This is a genomic window from Pseudomonas yamanorum, from assembly GCF_900105735.1.
GTDB lineage: Bacteria > Pseudomonadota > Gammaproteobacteria > Pseudomonadales > Pseudomonadaceae > Aquipseudomonas > Aquipseudomonas yamanorum.
Genome location: NZ_LT629793.1, coordinates 6,403,477 through 6,421,872 on the forward strand (window position 1 = coordinate 6,403,477; position 18,396 = coordinate 6,421,872).

Below are 18,396 nucleotides of genomic sequence, written 5' to 3' on the forward strand. Positions count from 1 at the left end.
AATGTGGGAGCTGGCTTGCCTGCGATGGCATCACCTCGGTACACCTGTTAGACCGAGTCGCCCGCATCGCAGGCAAGCCAGCTCCCACATAAAGCAGATCTCAGGTCACTCTGAAAAACAATAATAGGTGCAGCCATGCCCGCTATCCGAATTGGCATCAACCCGATCTCCTGGAGCAACGACGACCTGCCGGCCCTGGGCGGCGAAACGCCGTTGAGCACGGCCCTCAGCGAAGGCAAGGACATCGGCTACGAAGGTTTCGAACTCAACGGTAAATTCCCCAAGGACGCCAAGGGCGTCGGTGATGTGTTGCGCCCGTATGACCTGGCACTGGTCTCCGGCTGGTACTCCAGCCGCCTGGCCCGGCGCTCGGTGGCGGAAGAAATCGAGGCCATCGCCAGCCATGTCGAACTGCTGCGCGAAAACGGCGCCAGCGTGTTGGTGTACGGCGAAGTCGCCGACTCGATCCAGGGTTCACCGGTACGCCTGATGGAACGCCCGCGTTTCCACAGCGAACAGGCCTGGCAGGAGTACGCCGATAAACTCACCGAACTGGCGCGCTTCACCCTGTCCCAAGGCGTGCGCCTGGCGTACCACCACCATATGGGCGCCTACGTCGAATCCCCGGACGACATCGACCAACTGATGCGCCGCACCGGCCCGGAAGTCGGCCTGCTGTTCGACTCGGGCCACTGCTACATGGGCGGCGGCGAACCGATCGAGGTGCTGCGCAAACACATCGACCGCATCTGCCACGTGCACTTCAAGGACGTACGCAAGCTGGTGGTGCAACTGGCGCGCAACCAGATGTGGAGCTTCCCGGACTGCATCGTCAACGGCACCTTCACCGTGCCCGGCGACGGTGATATCGACTTCGCCGAGCTGCTGGACGTGCTGCTGGCCGCCAATTACAAGGGCTGGCTGGTGGTGGAGGCGGAACAGGATCCTGCCGTGGCGCCGAGCTACATCTATGCGAAGAAAGGCTACGACACGCTGCGCGCGCTTCTCAGCGAGAGGATTGGACAATGAGCCTGTTGGTCAAAAGCAGCAAACGCGGGCAAACCATGGTCGCCCTGGAAGAAGGGCGCCTGGAATATGTAGGGTTTGCCGCCTACCGCCTGAGCCTGGGCGAAACCCTGCCCGTGACGGCCGGTGATAAAGAGCTGTGCCTGGTGCTGCTCAGCGGCCGGGTGACGATTCAGGGCGAAGGCTTCAACTGGGAAAACCTCGGTGATCGCCACTCGGTATTCGAAGACAAATCCCCCTTTGCCGCTTATTTGCCGCCAGGCACCGACGCCCAGGTCACCGCGTTGAGCGACGTACAAATCGCCGTCTGCGCCGCTCCCGGCTCTACCGACGCCGGCCTGGCCCCCCGCCTGATCCGCCCCGAGCAATGCAAGCGCAGCGTACGCGGCAAGGGCGCCAATACCCGCTATGTGTGCGACATCCTGCCCGACAGCGAACCCGCCCATTCGCTGCTGGTGGTGGAAGTGCGCACGCCCTCCGGTCACTCGTCGAGCTACCCGCCCCACAAGCACGACACCGACGACTTGCCGCACCAGAGCTTTCTCGAAGAAACCTATTACCACCAGATCAACCCGCCCCAGGGCTTTGTGTTCCAGCGGGTCTACACCGACGACCGCAGCATCGACCAGGCCATGGCCGTGGAAAACAGCGACCTGGTGGTGGTGCCCAAGGGGTATCACCCGGTCAGCGTGCCGTATGGCTACGAGTCTTACTACCTGAACGTGATGGCCGGCCCCAAGCGCGCCTGGCACTTCCATAACGACCCGCAGCACAGCTGGCTGCTGGATCTTTAAGCACTTTCGACGGAGAACAATAATGAGCAACGCCCCGGTAATCGGCCATTACATCAACGGCCAGGTGCAGGACAGCAGTAGCGAGCGCTTCAGCAATGTGTTCAACCCGGCCACGGGCGAAGTCCAGGCCCGCGTCGGGTTGGCCAGCCAGAAGACCGTCGATGAAGCCGTCGCGTCGGCACTCAAAGCCTTCCCGGCGTGGTCCGAGCAATCGTCCCTGCGCCGGTCGCGGGTGTTGTTCAAATTCAAGGAACTGCTCGACCAGCACCATGACGAACTGGCCGAAATCATCAGCCGCGAACACGGCAAGGTGTTCTCCGATGCCAAGGGCGAAGTCACTCGCGGCATCGAGATTGTCGAGTACGCCTGTGGCGCGCCGAATCTTTTGAAAACCGATTTCAGCGACAACATCGGCGGCGGCATCGACAACTGGAACCTGCGCCAGCCACTGGGGGTGTGCGCCGGCATCACCCCGTTCAACTTCCCGGTGATGGTGCCGTTGTGGATGATCCCGCTGGCACTGGCCACCGGTAACTGCTTCATCCTCAAGCCGTCCGAGCGCGACCCCTCCGCCAGTTTGCTGATGGCCCGCCTGCTGACCGAAGCCGGCCTGCCCGACGGTGTGTTCAACGTGGTGCAGGGTGACAAGAACGCGGTAGACGGCCTGTTGCAGCACCCGGATATCGAGGCGATTTCGTTCGTCGGTTCCACCCCGATTGCCGAGTACATCCACCAGCAGGCCACCCAGCGCGGCAAGCGTGTGCAGGCATTGGGCGGGGCGAAGAACCATATGATCGTGATGCCCGACGCCGACCTGGATCAGGCGGCCGACGCCCTGATCGGCGCGGCTTACGGCTCGGCCGGCGAGCGTTGCATGGCGATTTCGATTGCCGTGGTGGTGGGCGATGTCGGTGACCATCTGATCGAAAAACTGCTGCCGCGTATCGACCAGTTGAAGGTCGGCAACGGCCTGCAGAAAGACAGCGAGATGGGCCCGCTGGTCACCGCTGAACACAAGGCCAAGGTCGAAGGTTTTATCGACCAGGGCGTGGCCCAGGGCGCGAAGCTGATTGTCGACGGTCGTGGCTTCAAGGTGCCAGGCGCGGAGGGTGGTTTCTTCGTCGGCGCGACCTTGTTCGATAACGTCACCACCGAGATGAGCATCTACCAGCAAGAGATTTTCGGGCCGGTGCTGGGCATCGTGCGGGTGGCGGATTTTGCCAGCGCCGTCGCCTTGATCAACGCCCACGAGTTCGGCAACGGCGTGTCGTGTTTCACCAGTGACGGCGGCATCGCCCGTGCCTTTGCCCGCACCATCAAGGTCGGCATGGTCGGCATCAACGTGCCGATTCCGGTGCCGATGGCCTGGCATTCGTTTGGTGGCTGGAAGCGCTCGCTGTTCGGCGACCACCATGCCTACGGCGAAGAAGGCATTCGTTTCTACAGCCGCTACAAAAGCGTGATGCAACGCTGGCCCGACAGCATCGCCAAGGGCCCTGAATTCAGCATGCCAACCGCCAAGTAATTTTTTTCGAGTGTGGAGCACAACAATAATGAAGTCGCCTCTACGTTTTGCCCTGAACCGCATGGTCGCCCCCAGCCTTTCCCTGCCGGACTTTATCCAGCTGGCGGTGACCCTGAAATGCGACGCCATCGAGATCCGTAACGACCTCAAGGGCATCGAGATTGAAGACGGCACTCCCGCCAGCCGCGTGCGCGAACTGTGCGCGGTGCACGGCATCACCGTGCTGTCGATCAACGCGTTGTACCCGTTTGATGTATGGAATGACGAGCGCCGCGCCCAGGCCATCAAGTTGGCCGTCTATGCCAACGAAAGCGGTGCGCAGGCGTTGGTGATGTGCCCGTTGAACGACCGCGCCGACCCGCGCAACGAAGCCCAGCGCGCAGCCGGTTTGCGCACTGCATTGAGTGAACTGGCGCCGATCCTGCGGGAATACGGGATTCTCGGTTTTGTCGAACCCCTGGGGTTTGAAGAATGCTCCCTGCGCCGCAAGCGCGTGGCAGTGGATGCGATCAAGGCCATCGGTGGCCTGGATGTGTTCCGCGTGGTGCACGACACCTTCCACCACCACCTGGCCAGCGAACATGAGTTCTTTCCCGAACTGACCGGGCTGGTGCACATCTCCGGTGTGGAAGACGCCGACGCGCCGCTGAACACGATCCGCGACGGTCACCGCGTGCTGGTGGGCGAGGGCGATATCCTCGGCAATGCCGCGCAGATCGACACGCTGCTCAGCACCGGCTACAGCGGTTACTTGTCGTTCGAACCGTTCGCCGAAAGCGTGCACGGCCTGGCGGATATCAGGCAGGCGTTGGGGGCGAGTATCGCCCACCTGCAGAAACGATAAGGGGCACCCCATGACCACAACCCGATTGACCATGGCCCAGGCCCTGGTGAAGTTTCTGGATAACCAGTACATCGAAGTCGACGGTGTGCAGAGCAAATTTGTCGCCGGTATCTTTACGATTTTCGGCCACGGCAATGTGCTGGGCCTGGGCCAGGCCCTGGAACAGGACAGCGGCGACCTGGTGGTGCATCAGGGTCGCAACGAGCAAGGCATGGCCCACGCGGCGATTGGTTTTGCCAAGCAGCACCTGCGCCGCAAGATCTATGCGTGTTCCTCTTCGGTAGGGCCGGGCGCGGCGAATATGTTGACTGCCGCGGCGACCGCGACCGCCAACCGGATTCCGCTGCTGCTGTTGCCCGGTGATGTGTACGCCAGTCGCCAGCCCGATCCGGTGCTGCAACAGATCGAGCAGTTCCACGACTTGAGCATCAGCACCAACGACGCCTTTCGTGCCGTCAGCAAATACTGGGACCGCATCAACCGCCCGGAACAGCTGATGACGGCGGCGATCCACGCCATGCGCGTGCTCACCGACCCTGCGGAAACCGGCGCCGTGACCCTGGCCCTGCCACAGGATGTACAGGGCGAAGCCTGGGATTACCCGGACTACTTCCTGCAAAAGCGCGTACACCGGATCGACCGGCGCCCGGCGACCGAAGCGATGCTGGGGGATGCCGTGGCGGCGTTCAAGGGCAAGCGTAAACCGCTGATCGTGTGTGGCGGCGGGGTCAAATACTCCGGCGCGAATGCCGCGCTGCAAGCCTTCGCCGAGCGCTTCGACATTCCGTTCGCGGAAACCCAAGCGGGCAAGAGTGCGGTGGTTTCAAGCCATCCGCTGAACCTCGGCGGCCTCGGTGAAACCGGCTGCCTGGCGGCAAACCTGCTGGCACCGGAAGCCGACCTGATCATCGGCATCGGCACGCGCTATACCGATTTCACCACCTCGTCGAAGTCGCTGTTCAAGTATCCCGAGGTGCAGTTTCTCAACCTGAACATCAGCCCCTGCGACGCACTGAAACTCGATGGCGTGCAGCTGCTGGCGGATGCCAAGGTCGGCCTGGAAGCCTTGGCTGAGGCTTTGGGCGACTACCGGTCCAGCTGGGGCGATCAACCACGGGATGCCAAGGCGCAGTTGGACGTCGAGGTCGACCGCATCTACCAGGCTGAATACCAGACTGAAAACTTCGTCCCGGAAATCAACGACCACATGGACCCGGCGGTGCTGCGCGAATTCATCGAATTGACCGGTTCCTGCCTGACCCAAAGCCGCGTACTCGGTGTGCTCAACGAAACCCTGGCCGACGACGCGATCATCGTCGCCGCCGCCGGCAGCCTGCCGGGTGACCTGCAGCGCAGCTGGCGCAGCAAGGGCGTGAACACCTACCACGTCGAATACGGTTATTCGTGCATGGGTTACGAGGTCAACGCCGCATTGGGCGTGAAGCTGGCCGAGCCCGAGCGCGAGGTGTACGCACTGGTGGGCGACGGTTCCTACATGATGCTGCACTCGGAGCTGGCCACCTCGATCCAGGAGCGGCGCAAGATCAACGTGGTGCTGCTGGACAACATGACCTTTGGCTGCATCAACAATTTGCAGATGGAACACGGCATGGACAGCTTCGGCACCGAGTTCCGCTTTCGCAACCCCGAGACCGGCAAGCTCGACGGCGGTTTCGTCCCGGTGGACTTCGCCATGAGCGCGGCGGCCTATGGCTGCAAGACCTACAAGGTCAACACCGTGGAGCAATTACAGGCGGCGCTGGCCGATGCGCGCACGCAAACGGTGTCGACGCTGATTGATATCAAGGTCCTGCCGAAAACCATGATCCACAAATACCTGTCGTGGTGGCGCGTCGGTGTGGCGCAGGTGTCCACCAGCGCGCGCACCGATGCGGTGGCCAAACAACTCAATGAACGCCTGGCCAAGGCTCGGCAGTACTAATAACAAGAGGAGTGTTTTCATGTCGTTGAAGCTTGGAGTTATCGGTACTGGCGCCATTGGCCAGGATCATATTCGTCGTTGCAGCCAGACCCTGCTCAACAGCCAGGTGGTGGCCGTGACCGACATCAACCTTGAGCAGGCTGCCAAGGTCGTCTCGGACCTGAAACTCACCGCCGAGGTCTACCCGGACGGCCACGCGCTGATCAACTCGCCGCAAGTTGAAGCGGTGCTGGTGACCTCCTGGGGCCCGAGCCACGAAGAGTTCGTGCTGGCGGCGATTGCGGCCGGCAAGCCGGTGTTCTGCGAGAAGCCGCTGGCGGTGACTGCCGAAGGCTGCCGCAAGATCGTCGAGGCCGAAGTGGCCCACGGCAAGCGCTTGGTGCAGGTGGGTTTCATGCGTCCCTATGACCAAGGCTATCGCGCCTTGAAAGCCGTGATCGACAGCGGCCAGATCGGCGAGCCGTTGATGCTGCACTGCGCGCACCGTAACCCGAGGGTGGGTGAAAACTACAAGACCGACATGGCGATCACCGACACCCTGATCCACGAGCTGGATGTGTTGCGCTGGTTGCTGGCCGATGACTATGTGTCGGTGCAAGTGGTGTTCCCGCGTAAATCGAGCAAGGCGCTGGCTCATCTGCGTGACCCGCAGATCGTGCTGCTGGAAACCGCCAAGGGCACGCGGATTGATGTGGAAGTGTTTGTGAACTGCCAGTACGGCTACGACATTCAGTGTGAAGTGGTGGGGGAGACCGGTATTGCGAAATTGCCGGAGCCGTCCCAGGTGCAGATGCGCAGTGAGGCCAAGCTGTCGAATGCAATTCTGATGGATTGGAAAGACCGGTTTATCGCGGCGTATGACGTCGAGTTGCAAGCGTTTATCGACGGTGTGAGGGCAGGGCAAGTGGGTGGGCCGTCGGCGTGGGATGGTTTTGCGGCGGCGGTGGCGGCGGATGCGTGCATTGAGGCGCAGAACAGTGGGCAGATTGTGAAAGTGGGGCTGCCACCCCGTCCGCATTTTTACGGCTAACCACCTGTTCCACTGGAGGAACCCGGCCAGTGTGGGAGCTGGCTTGCCTGCGATAGCGGTGTATCAGGCGACAGTGATGTTGAATATGCCGCCGTCATCGCAGGCAAGCCAGCTCCCACATTTGATCGGGTTCCACCCTCAGATTCGGGAGAGCTTCTAACATGCGCATCGCATTAGACCCCTACATGTACCGCCACCTGCCCCTCGGCCAAATGGTCGACAAGGCCGCCGAGCTCGGCTACCAGCACATCGAACTCTCACCCCGTGAAGACTTCCTGCCGTTCTACAAGGCGGCCCGGGTCGACCGGGCGCGCATCAAGGAGTTTCGCAAGGCCTTGAGCGATGCCGGCGTGCAACTCTCATCCCTGCTGCCCATGTACCACTGGGCCGCCGCCGACGAAGGCCTGCGGGTTGCCGCCGTACGCAACTGGAAACGCGCGATCCAGATCGCCGTGGAAATGGACTGCGAGCTGGTCAATACCGAATTCACCGGCCAGTCCGACAACCCGCTGGTGTGCGAGAACCAGTTCATGCGCTCCATGGACGAGCTGATGCCGGAGTTCGAACGCGAAGGCGTCAAGCTGGATATCCAGGCCCACCCGTACGACTTCTGCGAGCGCAACAACGAGTCGGTAGACATCATTCGCGGCCTCGACCGCGACTGGATCAACTACCTCTACGCCGCGCCGCACACGTTCTTCTATGACGACGGCAAGGGCGATATCGCCTCGATGCTCAAGTACGCAGGTTCCAAACTCAGCCACTTGATCATCGCCGACACCTACAACCACCGCGCTTCGTCCAACCTGCGCTACATCGTCAACCCGCCTGGCGTCACCGCCACCGTGCACCAGCACCTGGACATCGGCCAAGGCGAGGTCAACTGGGAGGCGTTTTTCGGCACCCTGCGGGAAATCAAGTTCGACGGCATCGCCACGGTCTCGGTGTTTGCCTGGGAAGACCGGCCGGATGAGTCCAATCGGATGATGCTGGAGCGGGTCACCCGCGAACTTTGCTGTTAGATAGATCGTTCCCACGCTCTGCGTGGGAACGCCTCGCTGGACGCTCCGCGTCCGCTCTTAATGTGACGCAGAGCGTCACGGGCTACATTCCCACGCAGAGCGTGGGAACGATCAAGGAATCGACCCATGCGAATCGGACTGGTTGGATACGGCAAAGGCGGCCGTGTATTTCATGCACCCCTGATAGCCAGCCTGCCAGGGGCGACCTTTGTCGGCGTGGTGACGCGGTCACCCGAACGTCGCCAGCAACTGGCGACGGATCACCCCGGTGTGAAAGCCTTCGACAGTATCGGGCAGATCACCGAGGCCGGTGTCGACGTGCTGGTGATCTCCACCACCCTCAAGGGCCGTCCGGCCCTGGTGCTGGAGGCCATCGAGCACGGGGTGGCGGTGGTCAGCGACAAACCCTTCGCCAGCAACGCCGAACAGGCCCAGGCCTTGATTACCGCCGCCGAGCGCCAGGGCGTGCTGCTCAGCGTCTATCAGAACCGGCGCTGGGATTCGGATTTCCTGACCCTGCGCAAGCTGATCGATGCCGGCGCCCTGGGCACCATTACCCGCTTTGAATCCCGGGTGGAGCGCTACAACCCAGACTCCGTGGGCAATGCCAGCGGCGGCGGTTTCCTGCGGGACCTGGGCAGCCATCTGGTGGACCAGGCCATGCAGCTGTTCGGCCCGGTGGAGCGGGTCTTCGCCCAGTTGCACTACACCGCCGATGAGCCCAACGTGGATCACGGCTTCTTTGTATCGCTGACCCACGCCAACGGGGTGATTTCGCACCTGTGGGGCAGCGCCCTGCAAAACAGCCAGGCCCCGCGTTTTCGGGTAAATGGCACCGCCGGTTGTTACACCGTCGAAGGGCTGGACGGTCAGGAAGACGCGCTGCTGGCCGGCAAGACCCCGAAAACCGAAGGCGAGCACTGGGGCGCCGAAGAGCACCGACGCTGGGGCTGGTTCGAGCAAGGTCCGGATCGTGAGCGGGTGCCGTCGGAAAAGGGCCGTTGGAATCAGTTCTACAGTCAGCTGCAAAGCGCCGTGGAAGGCCATGGCGAGTTGCCGGTGAACGTCCTGGATGCCTTGGCAACCACCCGTGTACTGGACGCGGCACGCCTGAGTGCCGAGCGTCAGCAGGTGGTGGAAATGGCGGCTGTGGAGCCGCACAGATGAAAAATAGAATAAAATTCTAAAACAGGTTGATATGGAAATTATTTTCCAATAAAGTCATTTCCAGGTTGCATAAAGTACGTTCGGACTCGATTCGGGCGACTCGACAAAAACAAGATCAAAACAACCAGGTACCGTCAGATGAAAATCTTCAACGCTGTACTGCGAGTTTTACGTCCTGCCCTCAAGCCTCGCGGTCTGCCCCGCGCCCGGCCGTTTTACTTCTCCCTCCTGAATGTCCTGTGCGTCGAAAGCAAGGGCTCCCTGGTGTGCTGCATTCCGGGGGCGCCGATCATTCGACTGCCGACCGCTTCGCTCTGAAAAACGCAACGTCCACAAAACCAACAAGAAATTGGAGACAGACCGTTCATGAAGACCCCGATCCGTTTTACCGCGCTGGCCCTGTCCATGATGCTCGCCAGTGGTTTCGCCACGGCAGCCGATATCAAGGTGGGCGTGAGCATGTCGGCGTTCGATGACACCTTCCTGACTTACCTGCGTGAGGACATGGACAAGCAAGCCAAGTCCTACCCAAAGGGTGACGGCGTGCAGCTGCAGTTCGAAGACGCCCGCGCCGACGTGGTCAAGCAGCTGAGCCAGGTCGAGAACTTTATCAGCCAGAAAGTCGACGCCATCATCGTCAACCCGGTCGACACGGCGTCTACCGCCAATATCAGTAAAGCGGCCCTCGCAGCGGGCATTCCGCTGGTGTACGTCAACCGTCGTCCCGACCAGACGGATCTGCCCAAAGGCATCGTGGCCGTGACCTCCAATGACGTCGAGGCGGGTCGCCTGCAAATGCAGTACATCGCCGAAAAGCTCGGCGGCAAGGGCAAGATCGTGATCCTGTTGGGTGACCTGGCGAACAACTCCACCACCAACCGCACCAAGGGTGTTAAGGAAGTTCTGGCCAAATACCCGGACATCAAGATCGAGCAGGAACAGACCGGCATCTGGCTGCGTGACAAGGGCATGACCCTGGTCAACGACTGGTTGACCCAGGGCCGTGAATTCAACGCGGTGCTGGCCAACAACGACGAGATGGCCATCGGTGCGTCCATGGCGTTGAAGTCGGCGGGCACCAAGCCGGGCACCGTGTTGATCGCCGGGGTGGATGGCACGCCGGACGGTTTGAACGCGATTACCAAGGGCGACATGGCCGCGTCGGCCTTCCAGGACGCCAACGGCCAGGCCGTAGGTTCGGTGGAAGCGGCGCGCAAGATGGCCAGGCACGAGCCGGTCGAGCAGAACGTGGTGATCCCGTTCAAGCTGATCACCCCGGACAACGTCAAAGACTTCAAGTAGCCCTTAATAACAACAATAAACCGGCAGGGCAGCCACGGCGGCCCTGCTGACGGAGTACCCGATATGTTTGCTCAAGCGACTGCTTCGCAAGCCCCGCTGCCGGGCCCTCAGCCCGACGGGCTGATCGAGCCCTACCTGCTGGAGATTTCCAATATCAGCAAAGGCTTTCCCGGCGTCGTGGCCCTGGCCGATGTGCAGCTGCGGGTGCGCCCCGGCTCGGTGCTGGCGCTGATGGGCGAGAACGGTGCGGGCAAGTCGACGCTGATGAAGATCATCGCCGGCATCTATCAGCCCGACGCCGGTGAAATCCGCTTGCGTGGCAAGCCGATCAAATTCGAAACACCGTTGGCGGCGCAGAAGGCCGGGATCGCGATGATCCACCAGGAACTCAACCTGATGCCCCACATGAGCATCGCCGAGAATATCTGGATCGGCCGCGAACAGCTCAACGGCCTGCACATGGTCAACCACCGGGAAATGCACCGCTGCACCGCCGAATTGCTGGCGCGGCTGCGGATCAACCTCGACCCGGAAGAGCACGTCGGCAACCTGAGCATCGCCGAGCGGCAGATGGTCGAGATTGCCAAGGCCGTGTCCTACGACTCCGACATCCTGATCATGGATGAACCGACCTCGGCCATTACCGACAAGGAAGTGGCCCACCTGTTTTCGATCATTGCCGACCTCAAGTCCCAGGGCAAAGGCATCATCTACATCACCCATAAAATGAACGAAGTGTTCGCCATCGCCGATGAAGTGGCGGTGTTCCGCGATGGCGCCTATATCGGCCTGCAGCGGGCCGACAGTATGGACAGCGACAGCCTGATCTCGATGATGGTGGGGCGTGAGCTGAGCCAGCTGTTCCCGGTGCGGGACAAGCCCATCGGCGATCTGCTGCTGTCGGTGCGCGACCTGCGCCTGGACGGGGTATTCCAGGGCGTGTCGTTTGACCTGCACGCCGGGGAGATTCTCGGCATCGCCGGGTTGATGGGGTCCGGGCGGACCAACGTGGCGGAAACCATTTTCGGCATCACCCCAAGCTCCGGCGGCGAAATCCAGCTGGACGGCAAGACCGTGCGCATCACCGACCCGCACATGGCCATCGAGAAGGGCTTCGCGCTGCTGACCGAAGACCGCAAGCTCAGCGGCCTGTTCCCCTGCCTGTCGGTGCTGGAAAACATGGAGATGGCCGTGCTGCCGCATTACTCGGGCAACGGCTTTATCCAGCAAAAAGCCCTGCGTGCCCTGTGCGAAGACATGTGCACCAAGCTGCGGGTGAAAACCCCGTCCCTGGAGCAGTGCATCGACACCTTGTCCGGTGGCAACCAGCAAAAGGCCCTGTTGGCCCGCTGGCTGATGACCAACCCACGGCTGCTGATCCTCGACGAACCCACCCGCGGTATCGACGTGGGCGCCAAGGCCGAGATCTACCGGCTGATTTCCTACCTGGCCAGCGAAGGCATGGCCGTGATCATGATTTCCTCGGAGCTGCCGGAGGTGCTGGGCATGAGCGACCGGGTGATGGTGATGCACGAAGGCGAACTGATGGGCACCCTGGACCGCGCCGACGCGACCCAGGAAAAAGTCATGCAACTGGCTTCCGGTATGACGGCGGTCCACTAACGAACAGACGGCACCGGCCCGTTGTGGCCGGCGCAACGCGATAAAAAAAGGTGAGTGGTTATGAACGCGATACTGGAAAGCAAACCCGAGGAAAAGAAGCCCGCCGCGGCGCCGGTCAAACACCGTCGACGCATGCCCACCGAGCTGAGCATCCTGCTGGTGCTGATTGGCATCGGCCTGGTGTTTGAGTTGTTCGGCTGGATCGTGCGCGATCAGAGCTTCCTGATGAACTCCCAGCGCCTGGTGTTGATGATCCTGCAAGTGTCGATCATCGGCCTGCTGGCAATTGGCGTGACTCAGGTGATCATCACCACCGGGATTGATTTGTCCTCGGGCTCGGTGCTGGCCTTGTCGGCGATGATCGCCGCCAGTCTGGCGCAGACTTCCGACTTTTCCCGTGCGGTGTTTCCGTCCCTGACTGACCTGCCGGTGTGGATACCGGTGGCGATGGGGCTGGGTGTGGGGCTGCTGGCGGGGGCCATCAACGGCAGCATTATTGCGGTCACCGGGATTCCACCGTTTATTGCGACCCTCGGCATGATGGTCTCGGCCCGTGGCCTGGCGCGTTACTACACCGAAGGCCAGCCGGTGAGCATGCTCTCGGACTCCTACACGGCCATCGGCCACGGCGCGATGCCGGTGGTGATCTTCCTGGTGGTGGCGGTGATCTTCCATATCGCCCTGCGCTACACCAAGTACGGCAAATACACCTACGCCATCGGCGGCAACATGCAGGCGGCGCGCACCTCGGGCATCAACGTCAAGCGCCACCTGATCATCGTCTACAGCATCGCCGGCTTGCTGGCGGGCCTGGCCGGTGTAGTGGCGTCGGCACGGGCAGCCACCGGGCAGGCGGGCATGGGCATGTCCTATGAGCTGGACGCGATTGCCGCCGCGGTGATCGGCGGCACCAGCCTGGCGGGCGGGGTAGGGCGCATCACCGGCACCGTGATCGGCGCGCTGATCCTCGGGGTGATGGCCAGCGGGTTTACCTTCGTCGGCGTGGATGCGTACATCCAGGACATCATTAAGGGTCTGATCATCGTGGTGGCGGTGGTGATCGACCAGTATCGCAACAAGCGCAAACTCAAGCGCTAACGCGGTCCTGAGGTTTACACAGATCAAAATGTGGGAGCTGGCTTGCCTGCGATAGCATCAACTCGGTCAATCTGTCAGATCGAGTCGCTTGCATCGCGGGCAAGCCCGGCTCCCACATAGGCGTTTTGCCACCAACGTTTAACCGTTTGTCTTCTATATAGCTCCACAACACTGAATTTCTTGCTATAAACGCACTCCGATGACCGTTCGCCGAGCCCGTCCTGGTGCCTTTGCGGGTTATCTTGGAAAAAATGCCTGTCATTTCAGTTGCTGAGCCCTCAAGTCGGCCTTAGACTGCCGCCCCTCGTAAATTGAGTGCCGGGTGGCGCTTGAAATGGACGGCGCCTTTCCGAGACCTGCAGAGGTCGGCCGGAACGCTCCCTTATTCGCCTTAATGCACGTATTTTTTATAGAGAAATCAATGACAAAGGAAAAGTTGCTGGCCATGCCGGCGGATGACTACATGAATGCCGAGCAGCACGCTTTTTTCGAGAAGTTGTTGCAAGACATGAAAGTGGAACACCACGAGCGCATCGAGCAGAACCGCATCGCCATTGAAAGCCTGGACACCCCGGCTGACCCGGCTGATGCCGCGTCTGTCGAAGAAGAACGCACCTGGCTGGTGAATGCCATCGACCGCGACCAGCGCATGCTGCCGCAACTTGAGCAGGCCCTGGGCCGTATCAAGGAAGACTCCTTCGGCTGGTGCGATGACAGCGGCGAGCCTATCGGCCTCAAACGCCTGCTGATCAGCCCGACCACCAAGTACTGCATCGAAGCGCAAGAGCGCCACGAGCAAATCGACAAGCACCAGCGTCAAGCCTGATGCGGTGAACTGCTGGAGCCGGGTTACCCGGTTCCCAGCAGAAAACAGCTGGTTCCCCCCGTTTATTGATCTGCTGCAAGCCCCCCACTAAAGGCCCATGGATAATGGCTACGTAGTGGCGTCTAATGCAGTCACAATAACGACAAGCAGCGGGGTAACGAACATGGCTGGAGACGGATCTCTCATGGGCGCAGCAGTGTCACCCCCTCCGGTGACGCGACAGTTGCCCGGCTGGTTGACGCCGCTCCTGCAAAGTACCGCCCTGGTGCTGTTGCTGCTGGGCCTGGCGTTCGCCCAACTGTCGATTTACCTGTGCCTGCCGGTCGCCCTGCTACTGATCTGGCTACCCCGCCTGACACATCGCACCCCCAGCGCCGCACCTTCCGAAGCCACCGATGCGATCGGCGAGCTGACCCGCGACCTGTCCTACACCACCAGCCATAACGCATTGTCTGCTGCCGGCGTGGCCTATTCGGTCAAGCAACTGGCGGCCAGGCTGCAATCACAATTAGGCGCGGCGAAGCAGATCGTCAGCAGTGCCGAAGTGATGATCGGCACCGAGAAAATCACCTCGGAGCTGAGCCGCCAGGCCCTCGGCGCTGCCAGCCAGGCTCATCAACGCAGTACCGAAGGGCGTGAGGTACTGGCGCAATCCATCACCCGCATGCACCAGCTCAGCCAGCGCGCCAATGACAGTCGCCAATTGATCGAGGCCTTGAGCCAGCGCAGCGAAGAAATCCAGCGTGTCACCCTGGTGATTCAGTCGATTGCCAGCCAGACCAACCTGTTGGCCTTGAACGCGGCGATTGAAGCCGCGCGGGCCGGTGAACATGGTCGTGGGTTTGCGGTCGTCGCCGACGAAGTGCGTGGCCTGGCCGGGCGAACCGCCACGGCGACCGATGAAGTCGGGGTGATGGTGGCGGATATCCAGCAGCGCACCGCCCAGGTGGTGGAGCAGATCCGGCAGTTGTCGGCGGATCTGCAATCCGGTGTCGAACAGGTAGAGCACGCCGGGGAGCAACTGGACAGCATCGCCACCCTGGCGGCGAACGTGGAGGGCCAGGTCAACGAGATCGCCCAAGGCACGGACACTAACCGCGACCAACTCGACAGCCTGTTCCATGCGGTGGAGCAGATGCGTAGCGACTTGACCGTCAGCGACCAGCAAACCCAACAGTTGGCCGCTGCCGCCGTACAAATGGAAGGGCAGGCCGAAACCATCAGCGAGCGCCTCGCCGAGGTCGGCCTGGACGACTATCACCAGCGTATCTATGACCTCGCCCGCGAAGGGGCGAGCCGGATCGCCGCGCAGTTTGAAGCGGACGTCCTGCAAAACCGCATCAGCCTCGATGACCTGTTCGACCGCCACTACACCCCCATTCCCAATACTCAACCCAGCAAGTACCACACGCGCTTTGATGGCTACACCGACCAGGTACTGCCGGCGATCCAGGAAGCCTTGTTGCTTCGGCATGAAGGACTGGTGTTCGCGATTGCCTGCACGCCACAGGGTTATGTGCCGACCCACAACAAGGTGTTTTCCCAAACGTTGACCGGCGATGCCCAGGTGGACGCGGTACAGAACCGCACCAAGCGCAAGTTTGAAGATCGCACCGGGATCCGCTGCGGCAGCCACCAGCAGGCAGTGTTGTTGCAGACCTACACCCGCGATACCGGTGAGTTGATGCACGACTTGTCGGTGCCGATCACGGTCAATGGCCGGCACTGGGGCGGCTTGCGCCTGGGCTATAAACCCGAGGGGCGCTGACTCAGCGAGGCGATTGTTGCAGGTTATGCAAGGGAGCTATTCCGGGGATAGCTTTTTCCAACTGGAGGAAAACCGTAGCATGGCGAACATTGTTAGCCAGCTAACTAATTCTCTGGAGGCGTTCCATGCAAACCAAAGTCGATGTGGCTGTGATGATTGGCAGTGGCGTACCGCCCACCCTGCGTGCGTTGGGGCAGAAGGCCTGTTGGGTGGTGTTGCTTAACGGTGAGCAGCGCGGCACGGCATTTGCCAGCCGCGATGAAGCCGAAGAGTGCAGGGCTGCCTGGGAGGCGCTGTTGCACCTGGAGCAGTCAGACAGCCTGCATTGAAAGGTCAGCGTGGCTGGTGCAGGCGCTGGTTCAACTCATCGACCGCAATTGCCCAGACTGCGTCTTCACGCAGTTCATCTTTGAGAAATTGGGCTTGTTGCGGTGACCAGAAATCCGCGTCAATCAGCTTTACGTCATTGGGCAGGGTGTGTTCGCCGATAAAGGCGTCAATCGCCTCGGGGGACGATTCCAGTCCAAGTTGTTCAAACAGGTCTTCGAGGGTGTAAGTCGGCGCTTCCATATCGTTCTCCATGCGGGCTGATCATCGTATGCATGGGAGGGTTGTGGCGGGGCAGAGTTCGATCGGATTTTCGCGCCGGGTAATCAGGAAGTCAGCGCGCCTGAATCGACGGCGGCCTTAAGGGCTTTGGCGGCATCCTTGGCAGCGGTGTGGGCAGCGTCTACGGTTTTGAACCAGCGGTCCTTTTCTACCTGGTGGGTCGTTACGGTGGTCAGGGGAGCCTTGGCCCGCATCACAATCACGGCCTGGAACTCACCGTCTACTTCCCTGGCTTCGCCATGGATGAAAAATTCGCCAATATCAAATTCCGTCACGTATAGCCTTCCCTTGGAGGTGATTGCGCTGATGAAACCTGAACCGCAAGGGGACAAATCTCAATGGACGGACCAGTATGGCAGTTGTTACGCGCTGGCGGCGCAGTAAAGTCAACCAGATGACGAAACGACAACCCAGGCGTTCAGCCTTGGGTGGCGCAGAGGATGGCTTCCAATTGCCTGGCCAGTTCGCAAGCCTCGCTATGGCCACTGCGAAAGCCTTTGACGCGCCCGCTGGGCACTTCAAGAATATGGAAGAAGTTCCTGCCGGCGGGCAACACCCGATAGAGCGCCGAATGCAGGCCACCGTCGTGGGCGCTTAGGGAGTAGAATTGGCCGTCATCCAGAAAAGATGAGCCCGTGTTCGAGGGTGTGGCAATCGGTTGAGGTCGTTGCATAATCAGCTCCTGTCGATTGAAGTTGCGGACCCGTTTGCAGTATTTCGGGTGGTTTTGACCCGTGGTGCTGTTTTAGTATTGTCGTCAGCAACCGGCGTCCGGTTCCATCCAAGGCATTAGTTTCTGTGTTGGATGTCGGAAAACTGCATTTTTAAAAGGTTATTGTCTGAAGTGGGTCGGCCAGTGTTCTCTGGTCGTTAAACCTGTGATTTCCTGCAACGCCTGGCGACCTGCGTAAGGTGCGTCGGGCACGCCTGTACTAGTCTTATGGCTTGGCAGCGTGATCTTCTTCAGTTTTTTTCAGTGGATGTGTTGTGTGATCGTGCCGTTTCGGCCGTTTTTTTGTGTTGCCCGCTTGGGCGGACAGCACCCTTTTGATGTGGGGGCGTTTCCTTGGCAGTCAGTAATCTGGATATGCACGCGTTATTCGTGCTGGGTGATTTGCGCGCAAAGTTGGTCAAGCAGTTTCAATCCCGTTTCGTCTACATCACTGAGCAGACACCTGAAGGTATCTACATCGCCGAGATCGATACCGAATCGGCGCTGGTGGTGGACGACAAGCCACGCCTGGAACTCAAGGTCGGTGATCATTTCCGGGCGGCTGTATTGCCCAGTCGCGAAGGCGGCAAGTTCGAGCTGAAGTTTCGCGATATCAAGTTGACGGTGTATGGCCTGGGCGATTACGCCTTTGTGTCCTCGACCGAAGGCCAGGGCATCGTGTTCAAGGAAGGCCACAGTGTGATGTTGGTGTTCGCCGCCAATGAGCAACTGGTAGAAGGCTTGACCAAAACCCTGAAGGCCGTCACCGGCAAGGCCGCCAAATGGCGCAAGGGTGAACTCGTGACCTTCAAGGCCAGCGAGTAATGAGCCAGGGTAGGGCGCAGTTCCACGAGCAGCACCTGCTCGATGCGCAAGCCAGGGCGGCTCAATTGTTTGCCCGCAAGTCCGAGTTGCAGGGCGCCTGGTTGAACTGGGTCGCCGGCCAGTTGTATGAACTCAAGCCCGCCGAATTCGCCAGCATGGTGCGCCGTGAGTTGCAGCGGCTGAACAATCCGCCGTAAAAGCTGCGACATGCCATGTTTGCCGGAACCTCTACTACAGTTGAGTTGACTTAAGTATTCAGAGGCTTCGCGGTGTAACAGCAAAG

Annotated in this window: 20 protein-coding genes; 17 read left to right on the forward strand and 3 right to left on the reverse strand. The window is 60.7% G+C overall.

What is annotated here, in order from left to right; genetic code table 11:
* Nucleotides 1-135: 135 nt before the first annotated feature.
* The 15 genes from iolE (at nucleotide 136) to BLU46_RS29900 (ending at nucleotide 16,296) form a co-directional block, all read left to right on the forward strand.
* Entirely contained in the window at nucleotides 136-1,029 is an 894-nt protein-coding gene (iolE, locus tag BLU46_RS29830) for a myo-inosose-2 dehydratase (RefSeq protein ID WP_093209081.1), read from the forward strand.
* Nucleotides 1,026-1,820 carry a 5-deoxy-glucuronate isomerase gene (gene iolB, locus BLU46_RS29835; protein ID WP_003214687.1) on the forward strand — a complete coding sequence of 265 codons (795 nt, stop codon included), beginning with the start codon at nucleotides 1,026-1,028 and terminating at the stop codon, nucleotides 1,818-1,820. The genes iolE and iolB overlap by 4 nt, the downstream gene beginning before the upstream one ends.
* Before the next feature lie 22 nt (nucleotides 1,821-1,842).
* Nucleotides 1,843-3,345, forward strand: a complete 1,503-nt coding sequence (locus tag BLU46_RS29840) for a CoA-acylating methylmalonate-semialdehyde dehydrogenase (RefSeq protein WP_093209085.1) — start codon at nucleotides 1,843-1,845, stop codon at nucleotides 3,343-3,345.
* A 28-nt stretch (nucleotides 3,346-3,373) separates the two neighbouring features.
* Nucleotides 3,374-4,189 carry a TIM barrel protein gene (locus BLU46_RS29845; protein WP_093209089.1) on the forward strand — a complete coding sequence of 272 codons (816 nt, stop codon included), beginning with the start codon at nucleotides 3,374-3,376 and terminating at the stop codon, nucleotides 4,187-4,189.
* 10 nt (nucleotides 4,190-4,199) lie between these two features.
* Nucleotides 4,200-6,131, forward strand: a complete 1,932-nt coding sequence (iolD, locus tag BLU46_RS29850) for a 3D-(3,5/4)-trihydroxycyclohexane-1,2-dione acylhydrolase (decyclizing) (protein ID WP_093209093.1) — start codon at nucleotides 4,200-4,202, stop codon at nucleotides 6,129-6,131.
* Nucleotides 6,132-6,150: 19 nt separating this feature from the next.
* Nucleotides 6,151-7,161: a Gfo/Idh/MocA family protein gene (locus BLU46_RS29855; RefSeq protein ID WP_093209097.1), complete on the forward strand. Its 1,011-nt coding sequence runs from the start codon at nucleotides 6,151-6,153 to the stop codon at nucleotides 7,159-7,161.
* Nucleotides 7,162-7,322: 161 nt separating this feature from the next.
* Nucleotides 7,323-8,183: a sugar phosphate isomerase/epimerase family protein gene (locus BLU46_RS29860; protein ID WP_063029368.1), complete on the forward strand. Its 861-nt coding sequence runs from the start codon at nucleotides 7,323-7,325 to the stop codon at nucleotides 8,181-8,183.
* Between the two features lie 126 nt (nucleotides 8,184-8,309).
* Complete coding sequence (locus BLU46_RS29865) at nucleotides 8,310-9,350, forward strand: Gfo/Idh/MocA family protein (RefSeq protein WP_093209101.1); 1,041 nt, start codon at nucleotides 8,310-8,312, stop codon at nucleotides 9,348-9,350.
* Nucleotides 9,351-9,488: 138 nt separating this feature from the next.
* Entirely contained in the window at nucleotides 9,489-9,668 is a 180-nt protein-coding gene (locus BLU46_RS29870; RefSeq protein ID WP_093209105.1) for a hypothetical protein, read from the forward strand.
* A 48-nt stretch (nucleotides 9,669-9,716) separates the two neighbouring features.
* Nucleotides 9,717-10,652: a sugar ABC transporter substrate-binding protein gene (locus BLU46_RS29875; RefSeq protein ID WP_010173158.1), complete on the forward strand. Its 936-nt coding sequence runs from the start codon at nucleotides 9,717-9,719 to the stop codon at nucleotides 10,650-10,652.
* A gap of 63 nt (nucleotides 10,653-10,715) precedes the next feature.
* On the forward strand, nucleotides 10,716-12,275 hold the full coding sequence (locus BLU46_RS29880) for a sugar ABC transporter ATP-binding protein (protein ID WP_093209108.1): 1,560 nt from the start codon (nucleotides 10,716-10,718) through the stop codon (nucleotides 12,273-12,275).
* A 60-nt stretch (nucleotides 12,276-12,335) separates the two neighbouring features.
* Complete coding sequence (locus BLU46_RS29885) at nucleotides 12,336-13,373, forward strand: ABC transporter permease (protein WP_003214704.1); 1,038 nt, start codon at nucleotides 12,336-12,338, stop codon at nucleotides 13,371-13,373.
* 421 nt (nucleotides 13,374-13,794) lie between these two features.
* The gene (locus tag BLU46_RS29890; protein WP_003214706.1) at nucleotides 13,795-14,199 is read left to right on the forward strand and encodes a TraR/DksA family transcriptional regulator; all 405 of its coding nucleotides are present in this window, start codon (nucleotides 13,795-13,797) and stop codon (nucleotides 14,197-14,199) included.
* Between the two features lie 547 nt (nucleotides 14,200-14,746).
* The gene (locus tag BLU46_RS29895) at nucleotides 14,747-15,967 is read left to right on the forward strand and encodes a methyl-accepting chemotaxis protein (RefSeq protein ID WP_373568928.1); all 1,221 of its coding nucleotides are present in this window, start codon (nucleotides 14,747-14,749) and stop codon (nucleotides 15,965-15,967) included.
* A 125-nt stretch (nucleotides 15,968-16,092) separates the two neighbouring features.
* Entirely contained in the window at nucleotides 16,093-16,296 is a 204-nt protein-coding gene (locus BLU46_RS29900) for a hypothetical protein (RefSeq protein WP_003214710.1), read from the forward strand.
* Between the two features lie 4 nt (nucleotides 16,297-16,300).
* Here the strand turns inward: BLU46_RS29900 and BLU46_RS29905 are convergent, their stop codons facing one another.
* From BLU46_RS29905 to BLU46_RS29915, 3 genes are all read right to left on the reverse strand, one after another.
* Nucleotides 16,301-16,537 (reverse strand): DUF2789 domain-containing protein, encoded by a 237-nt coding sequence (locus BLU46_RS29905; protein WP_017479906.1) that lies wholly within the window; start codon nucleotides 16,535-16,537, stop codon nucleotides 16,301-16,303.
* An 83-nt stretch (nucleotides 16,538-16,620) separates the two neighbouring features.
* On the reverse strand, nucleotides 16,621-16,851 hold the full coding sequence (locus BLU46_RS29910) for a hypothetical protein (protein ID WP_017479907.1): 231 nt from the start codon (nucleotides 16,849-16,851) through the stop codon (nucleotides 16,621-16,623).
* A 143-nt stretch (nucleotides 16,852-16,994) separates the two neighbouring features.
* On the reverse strand, nucleotides 16,995-17,249 hold the full coding sequence (locus BLU46_RS29915) for a hypothetical protein (protein ID WP_063029378.1): 255 nt from the start codon (nucleotides 17,247-17,249) through the stop codon (nucleotides 16,995-16,997).
* 414 nt (nucleotides 17,250-17,663) lie between these two features.
* On the opposite strand from BLU46_RS29915, the gene BLU46_RS29920 reads away from it, so the two are divergent.
* Both BLU46_RS29920 and BLU46_RS29925 read left to right on the forward strand, forming a co-directional pair.
* Complete coding sequence (locus tag BLU46_RS29920; RefSeq protein ID WP_017479909.1) at nucleotides 17,664-18,113, forward strand: hypothetical protein; 450 nt, start codon at nucleotides 17,664-17,666, stop codon at nucleotides 18,111-18,113.
* A complete protein-coding gene (locus BLU46_RS29925) occupies nucleotides 18,113-18,310 on the forward strand; it encodes a hypothetical protein (protein ID WP_063029380.1) in 198 nt (65 codons plus the stop codon). Before BLU46_RS29920 ends, BLU46_RS29925 begins: the two co-directional genes overlap by 1 nt.
* Nucleotides 18,311-18,396: the final 86 nt, after the last annotated feature.